The following is a 12,267-nucleotide window of genomic DNA, read 5'->3' as shown; positions in this document are numbered from 1 at the left end:
TATAATCGTATTATTATGAGCAGGGAAGAATTACTGAACCTCGAACGGTTAATGAATTATGTAGCCTATCAATACCTGAAAAAGATAAGCTGGGAGGACGTTTCGAAAACCGAATGGACTTACATTGTCCACGAATTCAATGCCATCATAGAAAAACAACAACGCTCCAGGAAAATCAGCGCTGCACCTTCCCTTTTTGGAGATAATTATTTCTATGAACACCTCATCATCCGCAAACTGAAAGCCGCGAAAAACAACAGCGCGCTGCACTCACTCGGCAGCCCCAATTTCTCAAAACTCAACGTCATAGCAGTAGCATTGGGCTTTGGCAGCTATATCGACTTCATCAATAACTCTACCGAAGTATACCCCTTTCATGAACTCAAAATCAATGTACCACTGGCCACAGTAAACCAGCCCTTGCTGGACCACCTCGTAGGATACTGGTATTGTTATAACCGCAACCTGCCCTTTAAATCAGGCAAAAAAGCCGCCGAACGGATCTGGCGGTCTTCACTGGAAATATATAAATCGGGAGAAGAATACCTGGTAGAACGCACCGGGAGAGACAATCACATGTACTATGGCAAAATAACCTCTTACGCCAACTACATTTTTATCATCATGAACAGCACTACGTTTATCCGTCAACGTCATTTTATCGGCCGACTGAAAGACGTGGAAGACAATATGAAAAGGCCGGGATATGTGATTAATGAACTGAACTTCGTAAGTACCTGTGTCAGCTTCAATGAAGAACCCATTGCGTTATATGAAATATTTCACCGGGTGGCAAAACTAAAGGACTTTGAGAAAACATCTGTAGACCTTGCCTTCGATAGTCCGTTACTACCCAAACATATCCTCCTGCACCTGAAAGACAGTGAGCAGAACAGGATCATGCAACATTAAATCTAAAAGCTTAGTTTTTTCCAGGGGCTCTCCGGCGCCATCAGCAGATATTCCATATTACGCTGCAGTGCCTCAAACCCTCCCATTTCCACGCCATTCCATACACAACGGGCAAACTGGTAGGAAACAGAAAGATGCTTCCAGGAAGTATAGGTTCTTTTTATCAGGGGTACACAGGCATGAATATATTCCAAGGCTTCCGCTTCACTGATATAGCCAGCGTCATAACCGGACCGGCTCAGGTTAATAATGCGGCCAAAATCCCAGATCAGCATATCGGGTTGGAGTGCTTTATCTATCAGCCTTCTTTCCCGGAACAGCTCCAACGCCTCACGGGTATTGCGCAACCGCTCCATCACGATGGCTTCCTCCAGCTCATTGGTAGCAATATATTCTCTTAAAAAAGCTTTACTTTCTTTCAAAGACACCATGTTAATCGCCTGCCAGATCATATCATATTCTATCCGGTGGCCACTTTCCCGGAGCCAGCCCAGTGTGCTCTTTAAAGCAGCAGTACTTTCTATATCCCACCACTCAGATAACAGATCGCGGCAATCCTGCGTTCCCAACCCTGTAGTCACATCATTCAGGTACTGACGGTTTACAAAAGCAATATCAGCCCCACAGGCAACGCCCCATTGCTGCGCAATGTTCAACCCGCTGTCCGGATTCAGACAGATCACCAGCGGATCTTCATCCGTATCATTTACATCGGCATCGTCACCGGAAAATAATTGATTAAACTGATGGATATTCTCTTCCAACAGATTCATCTGCTCCGGCCAGTTAAGTGAGGCGCCGGCAGTTTGCTGAAACTGTTGCTTGTACATGGCTATCGCTTCTTCAGGGAGGCCCATATCGCGCAGTTGTTGCCAGTACTGCTCCATATAGTGCTGCTCGTCCATAGGAATGTGGTTAAAGGGTTCTTATAAATGGATTGACTCTCCGGTATTTACGTATAAAACCAGAGCGTAGATTTTTCCTAGTATGGCAAATATAGATAATATTTTAATAGCAGCGCCTCATGATGTAAAACTGATTTCGACCCTGGCTTCCGAAGCGGTGAAGTAAAAAGGGATGGCCTCCAGGCCGGGAACAAAATTGAATACCCGTGTACCCGTTACCGGTAGTACCTGCAAATCCTGGTCGGCCTGCACCTGCAAATGGCCGCCATTCCTGCTGATCAGCACTCGCCGCGGAGTAACAGCCGTCCATGTTTCTGTGGAAGGCGATATCACCGGGACGACTATACGGACTTCTCCCGTCCCGGCCGTATTCATTTTAAAATGCAGGCTTACTTTATCAGGGGTAAAGCGGTAGATAACCTCACAGGACTGCGGCCCCGCAGCAGGCGACTCCTGCCGGCTGTTTACCAGCCGGGAAGCTGTATGCACGGTAATGCCCCCTTTCTCCTTCGTTACGGTGATCTTAGCGCCAAAATCCTGGATATTCGTGTACGCCTGCCCGTTATCTTCCATTAAAATACGGGGAGTAAGTGGAATTGAATGCGGATCATCGTCTACCTGCATGTTCCCCGCCTCAAACAGCTGGTATTCATTCATACTGGCAGTAATGATCAACCCCGCCACTTCATGCCAGAGCATAGAAAGCGCGCCACCTGATGTATGCCCTCCCCGGAATTCTTTGTAGTTGCGATCGTAGCCCGTAACCGTTGCCCTGTATTTACCCAGTGCAATCAACCCGGTCTGAATATCCGGAAAAAACCGGCTGCCATAGGATTTCTCCCGGGGCAGGCTTATTTTTTCGGGAGATACGGGAGGAACGGGGATACCATGGTCCAGTATTGTAACCAATGCCTTTAAGTGGCAAAAGGTATGATGGAGACTGGCAGTTACCCCATGTGATACATAATGCGGCCCGCCATACAACAGGCCCTCCCTGGTACAGGACGCCAGTAGCTGCGTATTGCGCAGCGCCGCCTTGTAAAAGACAGGTTGTTTCGCCGCCATCAATGCATAGGCCGGCTGACAACCATCGGAAGTACGGCTGCCCCAGTAGGTCCATTTATAGTTGCGGGTTCCCCAGCTATTGTCCCAGCCACCATCCGGTAGCATAAACGCCAGATGTGATTGCATGGAAGCCGTCACCGTTTCCAGTACGGTACTATCTTTTGTCAACAAACCATACATCACCAGGGAAGGCAACGACTCTTCCACATTATATCCCAGGTCTACCGAGAAGCATCCTTTCGGACTGCTGATATCCAAAGGGCCGCCTTCACCACTGAGCAAACGGTCCTTTTTCGTGAAGTAGGGCAGCACCTCATGTGCCAGCGCTCTGCCCTTCCTGATGAATTTTGGTTCATCCAGCAATTCACCCAACAACGATAACCCGTAAGTAGCGGTAATGGGGTAATTGATATTGCCATATTGCAAAGTGAAATGATCGTAAATATAGTTCCCGCTCTTACGCAAACGATCCAGCAGCTGTTGTTTGAAATTGTTGTCCAGCAAATGTCCATGCTGTTTTACCGCCTCTGCCAGTGCAATCGCCGAAAAAACGGTGGTGCCTTTCCAGGAGCCCGCCTTCGGCTCATTTAACCAGGAACCATCTTCCTGGCTCACGGTGCTGTCCATCCAGCGGTAAAGCAAGATGGCTGCATCCAGGTAAGCACTGTTGCCCGTACGCGCCGCCAGGTGCAGAAAAGGATAAAAAGTATCACCCATCCTTCCATGCACCACATTTTCCTTTGGATAGATAATGGTACCATAGTTTTTATCCCGGCTGTCCCATACCTGTAAATCAAGCAGGGTTTTTCCCCAGGTAGCGGATAAGGATTCACTGAGCGTTTGCAGCTCATTAGCGGGAGTGGGGGAAAAAAGCGTGAGGCTGTTGCCGGCATAACAGGCGCCGAGTAATCCGGCTGTTCCGGCTTTGATAAAATGTCTTCTGCTGCTTGCCATACGTGGAAATATAAACTTCCATCAAAATAGAAAAAGTTGCCGGCAATGAGAAGCGTTCATGTGAATAAGAATTTATCTTCCTGTTATAAAAACAACAGACGTATTTCTGACGTTTTGAGTAGTAAGCAATTTATTATGACAGACTCCATCGACAACTCCGGCAAAAAGATCAGGGATAAAGTTCCCCGCACCTCCCAGGGAATATTTCAGCTTCCGCCCAAACGCCCTACCATACTGGCGGCCATCAATAGTTCCAACTACGACCGGGTAAAAGACCTGATTCCTATCCGGATGAGCAGGATGAGTGTTTCGCCCTTTGCATTTTACAGAGGCACTGCAGATATCATGGCGCGCGATCTTGCCTCCTTGCCACATACCAATATACACGTACAGGCTATGGGCGATTGCCATCTCATGAACTTCGGCGGGTTTGCCACCCCTGAACGCAATCTGATCTTCGATGCCAACGACTTTGATGAAACATTACCCGCCCCCTGGGAATGGGATGTAAAGAGGCTCGCTACCAGCTTCGTATTGGCCGCACGGCACAACAACATGCGGGAATCCGATGCCCGGCAAATGGCCATTGATATGGCCATGTCTTACCGCACCGCCATGGCGGAATATGCACAAATGAATACACTGGATCTCTGGTATATGAAATTTGAAATGCATGAGCTCATGAACAAGACCCGGAGCGAACGGGTAAGAATAATGCTGAAAGAGGCGATGGATAAAGCGGAAAAAACCTCCCACTCCTCTGTATTCTATAAGATCACGCAAAGTGTATTGGGTAACTTTGAAATCGCAGATCAGCACCCACTGGTTTATCATCCCATCGACCTGGAAAAAGAAAAAAAGAAGGTACATTCTTTTCTCACCTTTTATAAAAATACTTTACAGGACGACCGGCGGTATCTGTTCAGTCAATACAACATCATCGACATTGCCTTGAAAGTAGTAGGCGTGGGCAGTGTAGGCACCCGTTGCCTGGTGGCCCTGCTCATGAATGCAAAAGAAGAACCGCTTTTTCTCCAGGTTAAGGAAGCCCGTACCAGCGTGCTGGAAGCTTACACTGAAAAATCTAAATACGCCCACAACGGCGAACGTATTGTACAGGGACAACGCCTCGTACAAGCCGCCAGCGATATCTTCCTCGGCTGGAGCACAGATGCGGATAACCGACACTATTACCTGCGTCAACTGAGAGACCGCAAAATTGCGCCCGATGTGGAACATTTTGATAAGGAAATACTGGCTGCGTATGCAGGATTGTGTGGAAAAGTGCTGGCCCGTGCACACGCCAAAACAGGCTCCGGTATGCTGATCAGCAGCTATATGGGCAAAGCGGATATAATGGATGAAGCGATCGGCAAATTTGCGGTGGCCTATGCCGACCAGACAGAGAAAGATTACGGGGAATTCCTCAAAGCAATTAAAGCAGGAAAATTGCCGGTACCGGCGCCGGCAGGAAAATAAAAAGGGATGTTGTTCTACAACATCCCCGGCGTCATAATGACTATCTTCTAAAACGTTTTATCACGTTTGTCTACCTTTCCTCTCCTGTTATGTGGCTTCGGCCTTCTGGGCAGCGCCTTTGGCATTTCAGGATTGGCACTGTTGGCTTCCATGATGGCCGCTTCTTCAAACGGATGCGACACAGATGGAATCGTTTGACGGATCAGTTTATTGATACTGTGCAGGAATGGTCTTTCTTCTGTATCACAGAAGGAAAGCGCATAACCCGCTGCACCCGCTCTACCGGTTCTGCCTATACGATGTACGTAAGTTTCAGAAACATTCGGCAGATCGTAGTTGATCACATGTTCCAGTGAATCCACATCAATACCTCTCGCAGCAATATCGGTAGCTACCAGCACACGCAGGCGGCCATTTTTAAAGTTGTTCAGGGTATTCTGACGGGAAGCTTGTGATTTATCACCATGCAACGCATCTGCATTGATGTTGCGCTTTTTCAGGTTCTTGGCGATCCTGTCTGCACCATGCTTGGTTTGTGTAAATACAATGGTACGCTCGATACGCTGATCTCTCAGGATCGTTTCCAGCAGGGATTGTTTGTCTTTCTTCTTTACAAAGTATACCGACTGCTCAATCCTTTCTGCCGTAGAAGATACCGGTGTAATGGTCACCTTCTCCGGTTTATACAGCAATGAATTAGCCAGCTGGGCAATGCTTGGCGGCATGGTAGCCGAGAAGAACAAAGTCTGGCGCTGTTGCGGCAGTTCTCTGATCACCTTTTTGATATCATTGATAAAACCCATGTCCAGCATACGGTCAGCCTCATCCAGCACAAATATTTCGAGATGATTGAGGTAGATGTACCCCTGGTTCATCAGGTCGAGTAAACGACCCGGTGTAGCAATGAGAATATCTGTTCCGTTGCGCAGGGCAATAGTTTGCCGGTGCTGAGGAACGCCACCAAAGATCACATCATGTTTCAGACCGGTGTGCTTGCCATAAGCAGCAAAGCTTTCATCGATCTGTACCGCCAGTTCCCTGGTTGGTGTGAGGATCAGTGTTCTGATATGTTTAAAGCCAGGTTTGGCCGGTGTACTGTTATGTAATAACTGTAAAATGGGGATAGCAAACGCAGCCGTCTTACCGGTGCCTGTTTGCGCGCAGCCAAGGAGGTCTTTACCTTCCAATACAATAGGAATAGATTGCAATTGTATAGGAGTAGGTGTGGTGTACCCTTCGCTTTTAACTGCTTTTAAAATGGGCTCAATAAGCCCTAATTGCTCAAATAACATGTTGATATATCTGATGTAATAAATATAAAATAACGCTTCTTCATCTTTAGCGTTATCACAATTGAGGAGAGCAGTAAAGAAAAGATTTCCGGACTGGAGAGAATAGATATTTCTGTGCTTTATGCTTTTAACTCAACAGACGGAAGCAAAGATACTGAATTTCCAGTCCCAATGCTGATAAATTAAAAAAATAACATATGAAAGGGAATAAAATGACTGTTTGGGGAAAGTAGAAACAGCAAAGCCGCTTTGCAGCGGCTTTGAGAAATTACTTGGCGGGTGCTCCTGCTGGTGCCGGCGCTGCATCGGGCTTGGTCTTTGGCTCTTCATTACCGTGGTGACAGGTATAACAGGTAACTGCCATCACTTCACTGCCTTTAAAGAACTTCTTGTTGATACGCTTGGTCATTTTCAGCATCTCCCTTGCGGTTCCTTTGTGCTCATTGGCATCGCTGGCAAAATCCAGTTTCTTCGGATCATCTTTCCGTGGCTCATGACAGTAGTTACATTTTACACCTAATGCCGCATTAAAGCCACGCATCACGGTAATCAGCTCTTCATGGCTGATGTTCTTTGGTAATACTTTCAGATTGGTCGCCTTTTCCGGCTCCTGGGGTAGTGCGAGTGAGCATAGGGTACCGGCCGCCATTAATGCCGCCACCACTATGAAACTTTTCCTGATTTTCATGTCCATGGGTTTAAATAAGTATATAAAAGCTTCCTTCAGAAAGGGAATCTACAAAAAAGAATCATACGTTGTAGATTTTCCCCTGTAGTATCATTCCCTGCCCGGATGACAGCTATTTACATGCCATATCCCAAAAAAAGAAACACCCCGCAGCCTTCCGGCCACGGGGTGTTGCATACTCAGGAAATGAATCAGTTATCAACACAAAGCTTATTATAGATCAGCTCATCAGAAGAGACAGGCCAGATATACTGCGAAGCCGTAGGTGCAATCACCGGCACTGTACTGCTCTTAGACGGGAAAGAAAGACCCAGCCGGGTGATTTCCATGCTCCGGAAACCTTCTCCCAGCAACTCTATATGCTTCTCCTGCGCAATAGCAGACAACAACGCCGCTACTGTCGGGAAATCTGCCGGCGTATAGGTAATAGTCGCATCGGAACGATGCCTCACTGCCGATAACAACGCCACTGCTGTTATATCCACACTGTTCGTTTGCCGCACCCTTGCTTCCGCCAGGTTAAGCAACACTTCCGCATACCGGATCACCGGGATATAATCCGTAAACGGACTTGGTGTAGGGAACTTGATCCAGTAATTCTTAGTACCCGATTTCAGGATAAATTTCCGGCGTGCATCCGTATCTACCTTCCAGGATGCATCTGCAATCACCCCATTGGGATGCATCGAATACTCCCCATTGCCGGTATAAGGCGCGGCAGACGGCGTGAAATAATATCCCAGCTGGGTCTGTGTTTGCGGGAAATCATCTGTAGAACCGGTAAACGGCAACGAAAAGATCGACTCCTTTGTAATGTAAGGCGCCGTAAATACCTTCTGCACATCCGGTTCCAGGGCATGACCACCCGGCGATACAAATGGCGCTCCCGCAGATACCAGCTTCGCGGCTTCTGCTATCACTTTGTCGTATTGTTCCAGGTACAGGTACACACGGGTTTTATAGGCAATAGCACTATAAGCATTGGCATGTGTAACGGCCGACAAGGAACCTGCCGCAGGTTTAGGCAGTATGGTTTCTGCAGAATCCAGGTCACGGATGATCTGTGCATAAGTGTCATTCACCGTACTGCGCGCACGGGCATAGTTGCCGATTTTCGTATGTGCCTCCCAGTGAAGGATCAGCCCCGGCTTTGCACCAGCCCCATCCCAATGCGGACGTGCATATAATTGCAGCAGCGAAAAGTAACTCACCCCGCGCACAAACTTCGCCTCCGCTGCATATATTTTCGCAATAGAATCACCCACCACTTTATTACCTACGGCATTCATACCGCTCAGGAAAACATTTACGTTGTTGATCGTGGCATATCCCTGCGACCACACTTCTTTTACTTCCTGCGTTTCACCCGTAGGTACCATTCTCCACGTGGCGTTCAGGGTAACGTTGTTCGCTTTCTCATTCACAAAATCTTCTCCCCTTACCTCATTGGCTATCGCAAATTTTCCACCGAGAAACTTGCCATGCTTCATCACAGAATATAAACCATTCGCCTGACTGGCAATACGCTCCTTTGTTTCAAAAGCCTTGAAGTCAGGAATATCCGTAGAAGGTACAGGATCCAGCAAACCTTTCTGACAAGCCGCTAAACCAATGATACCAAACGCTAATATAGATACACAGTATTTTTTCATCTTCGTTGCAGTTTAGAAATTAACATTAAGACCTACCGTCAGCGTTCTGCCGTTCCCGATAGTATTACGATCCACTCCCTGACCGGAAGCATTGTTACCATTGGAAGATACTTCCGGATCTGGTCCGGGATACTTCGTGATCAGTGCCAGGTTCTGTCCTCTTACATACACCCGCGCACCTTGCAGCCTGATAGCCTTCGCTGCTTTCTCCGGCACCGTGTAACTCAGTCCTACCGTATTCAGTTTCACAAAATCACCTTTGAATACATTCGCGGCAATCGCAAAAGAAGATCCATTGGAAATATTATCACCATACACCACACGTGGCATATCTGTCTGATCACTAGCTTTCTGCCAGCGGTTCAGCACATCGGTGCTGTTGTTCCAGTAACGCTGATCCCTCAAACCGGCATTACTGCCATAATACACATAGAAACCGGTTTGATAGGTCAGTAATACATTCAGCTCAAAAGCCTTGTAACGGAAAGTATTTTCGAGGCCGCCCAGGAATTTGGGATTGGTATTTTTATAAGCCACGGCATCTTTCACACCTACTGTAGGCGCAGTTTTCCCATCTTCGTACTTATACTTTACGGCATCCGCATTATTAAAGAAAACCCGGTCTCCATTCGCATTGATAAAGATTCTTCTGCCGGTTGCAGGATCTACCCCATCGGTGCGCACTACATATAACATGCTCGCGGGATGCCCTACTTTATTCACACTGGTTTGCTCCAGGCTGCTGGTGACAAAAGGAATAGTGGTGATATCACCGGCCAGCGATGTGATCTGGTTTTTATTGTACGCAATGTTAAAACCTACATTCCAGGAAAAGTTTGCCTTATCTACCGCTACTGCATTCACACTGAATTCCACGCCCTTATTATACATACTGCCTACATTCGTAGGAATAGTGGCAATCGTAGCATTGATATTGGTAATAGGAATACCCGCAGATGGCATTTGCGGCACAAACAGGATTAACCCGTTTATATCATTATAGTAGTAAGAAAACTCTCCACTGATCCTGTTGTTCAATAATCCATAGGTAAAACCGATATCTGTTTTCTTACTGGTTTCCCAGTTCAGATCCGGATTTCCCGCCTGGTTAAAATAAATGGAAGGATTGCCGCCATAAGGAGAAGGCTTGTACAAAGACAACGCATCATAATCGCCCAAACCAGCGAAGTTACCCACTTTACCATGACTGGCCCTGATCTTGAAACTGCTGAATACATGATCCAGACCGGCATTGGTCCAGAAGCTTTCTTTCGTAATTTCCCAGCCCGCAGAGAAGCCGTAGAAAAGACCTTTTTTATAGTTGGGACCAAATGCAGAATACTGATCCTGTCTTACGTTGGCACTGATAAAATATTTCTCGTTATAATTATAATTTAAACGGGAGAAGGCAGACAGCAAATAATTTTCCCTGCGCAGCAAATAGCGCGACAAATCCGTTAACCAACCACCTTCACTGTTGTTGAAATAATTATCCATCTGTTTCTGCCGGCGCAGGCCATAACGTTCCCTTGAATCCCGCTGCTGTTCAAAACCTCCCAGCAGGCTAAGGTTATGCTTACCAAAAGAACGATCCAGCTGCAAAGTATTGGACCATACCCAGCGCTTATTCTGTGTATAAATACTCATCACATCCCCGTTGGATGACACGCCATCGCCGGAAAGGTTGTTGAGGTAAATGTCATTGTTCATGAGAATATAGTCTACACCATACTGTGTTTTCAGTGTGATCCAGTCTGTAGGCTTCAACTGGAGATACACATTCCCCTGGATATGACTGGCCTCTGTATTTGAATGATCTTTGTCCAGCAATACCTGTGGATTATAAATAGCTACTGGCAGCGTATTCTTTCCACCGCTCATGCCGGAACCACTCAGATTATAACTACCATCGTTGTTATAGGGAGACACCAGTGGAGAAGTCAGGAACGCAAGACGGGCAAGTCCTCCGGAGTTAAAAGCCTCTCCTTCCAGTGAGCCGGAAGAACCGGAGATCAGGCTTTGTTCATTGGAATACGACATGCGGGAACCAATAGAGAAAGCTTTTCCCAGTTGTTGGTCAATGCTGAACAATAAACTTTTACGTGCAAAATCATTGCGTTTCAAAATACCCTGTTGTTTCGTATAGCCGGCAGAGAAATAATAGCTGGTACTTTCGGTACCACCGGACACGTTTACATTATGATTCTGGGAAACTGTTTGGTCACGGTACACCACATCCATCCATTTGGTATCAATCGGTTTCCCGTTAGCATCTTCATTCAGTACATAACGATCCGTACTACCTGCATTTTTCAGGGCTTCATTTTTTATTTCCAGGAATTGTGCGCTGTTCAGCACTTCCGGCAAACGGGTAGGTTTAGTTGTACCTACCCATCCATCATAAGCAACCCTGGGCCGGCCTGCCTTTCCTTTTTTTGTGGTTACAAATACAACGCCGTTGGCAGCGCGGCTACCATAAATAGCAGTAGCAGCAGCATCTTTAGCGATATCAATAGACGCGATATCAGCGGGATTAATACTTGCCAGTGGGTTCAGCGGGGAGTTGGAAATAGTGGCGCCCACATCGCCGGAGAACGCGGGTACACCGTCAATTACAATCAATGGATAGGCGCTCATAGAAATGGAGTTGGAACCACGGATACGGAATACCGGCGGGTTATTCACAATACCATTCGGGACAGTGATCTGTACACCGGCGGCACGTCCACCAAGACCAGCTTCAAAGCTCTGTACCGGCAACTCTGCGATGGCACCGCCTTTCACAGATACGATGCTACCGGTTACATCTTTCTTCCGTTGGGTACCATAACCCACCACCACTACTTCCGAAATAGCTTTTGAATCGGCCAGCAGCACAATAGTGCCGGCATCATTGCCCTGGATAACGACGGTCTTCGATTCGTATCCGATAAAAGATACCTTCAATGATTTTGTATTATCCGGTACGGAAAAAGAGAATTCTCCTTTTCCATCGGTAACAGTGCCGCTTTTACCACCGGGCACACTTACGGAAACACCGGGTAATCCATTACTGTTGTCGTCCGTTACCTTCCCTTTAACAGTGTGGGTAGTCTGTGCCAGCAGCGAGTGTGCAACCAATAGCATACCTGCCAGCACGAGTAGAATTTTCCTCATGTCAGTTTAGATTTAATGTGGGTGAATCAAATAATTACAATGGTGGTGGTTCAGATTTTGGAAATAGACATCCCTTTCCGGTTCCGGAGACCGAATCGCAATGCCAAAAAAATATTGATGCTGAAGTATCAGCTGGATTTACGGCTGATAGTCAGTTTAGATTT

At 47.0% G+C, this 12,267-nt stretch carries 8 protein-coding genes; 2 read left to right on the top strand and 6 right to left on the bottom strand.

Going from position 1 to position 12,267, the window contains the following annotated elements:
• The first annotated feature begins 15 nt into the window (after positions 1–15).
• Positions 16–912 (top strand): hypothetical protein, encoded by an 897-nt coding sequence (locus BMW79_RS08945; RefSeq protein ID WP_089893386.1) that lies wholly within the window; start codon positions 16–18, stop codon positions 910–912.
• A 2-nt stretch (positions 913–914) separates the two neighbouring features.
• Here the strand turns inward: BMW79_RS08945 and BMW79_RS08940 are convergent, their stop codons facing one another.
• A complete protein-coding gene (locus BMW79_RS08940) occupies positions 915–1,817 on the bottom strand; it encodes a DUF1266 domain-containing protein (RefSeq protein WP_089893384.1) in 903 nt (300 codons plus the stop codon).
• A 117-nt stretch (positions 1,818–1,934) separates the two neighbouring features.
• Complete coding sequence (locus tag BMW79_RS08935; protein WP_089893382.1) at positions 1,935–3,836, bottom strand: glycoside hydrolase family protein; 1,902 nt, start codon at positions 3,834–3,836, stop codon at positions 1,935–1,937.
• A 135-nt stretch (positions 3,837–3,971) separates the two neighbouring features.
• Here BMW79_RS08935 and BMW79_RS08930 point away from each other — a divergent pair, with 135 nt between their 5' ends.
• Positions 3,972–5,315, top strand: coding sequence for a DUF2252 domain-containing protein (locus BMW79_RS08930; RefSeq protein WP_177192091.1), 1,344 nt, complete (start codon positions 3,972–3,974; stop codon positions 5,313–5,315).
• 47 nt (positions 5,316–5,362) lie between these two features.
• Here the strand turns inward: BMW79_RS08930 and BMW79_RS08925 are convergent, their stop codons facing one another.
• The 4 genes from BMW79_RS08925 to BMW79_RS08910 form a co-directional block, all read right to left on the bottom strand.
• The gene (locus BMW79_RS08925; RefSeq protein ID WP_089893376.1) at positions 5,363–6,607 is read right to left on the bottom strand and encodes a DEAD/DEAH box helicase; all 1,245 of its coding nucleotides are present in this window, start codon (positions 6,605–6,607) and stop codon (positions 5,363–5,365) included.
• A gap of 268 nt (positions 6,608–6,875) precedes the next feature.
• Complete coding sequence (locus tag BMW79_RS08920) at positions 6,876–7,295, bottom strand: c-type cytochrome (protein ID WP_089893374.1); 420 nt, start codon at positions 7,293–7,295, stop codon at positions 6,876–6,878.
• Positions 7,296–7,486: 191 nt separating this feature from the next.
• Positions 7,487–8,947 carry a RagB/SusD family nutrient uptake outer membrane protein gene (locus BMW79_RS08915; protein ID WP_089893372.1) on the bottom strand — a complete coding sequence of 487 codons (1,461 nt, stop codon included), beginning with the start codon at positions 8,945–8,947 and terminating at the stop codon, positions 7,487–7,489.
• A gap of 12 nt (positions 8,948–8,959) precedes the next feature.
• Positions 8,960–12,103 (bottom strand): SusC/RagA family TonB-linked outer membrane protein, encoded by a 3,144-nt coding sequence (locus tag BMW79_RS08910; RefSeq protein ID WP_089893369.1) that lies wholly within the window; start codon positions 12,101–12,103, stop codon positions 8,960–8,962.
• Between the last annotated feature and the right edge of the window lie 164 nt (positions 12,104–12,267).

The sequence above is a fragment of the Chitinophaga arvensicola genome, from assembly GCF_900110835.1.
GTDB classification, from domain to species: domain Bacteria; phylum Bacteroidota; class Bacteroidia; order Chitinophagales; family Chitinophagaceae; genus Chitinophaga; species Chitinophaga arvensicola.
Note: the sequence above shows the minus strand (reverse complement) of the source record. Positions and strands in the feature narration are given on the sequence as shown.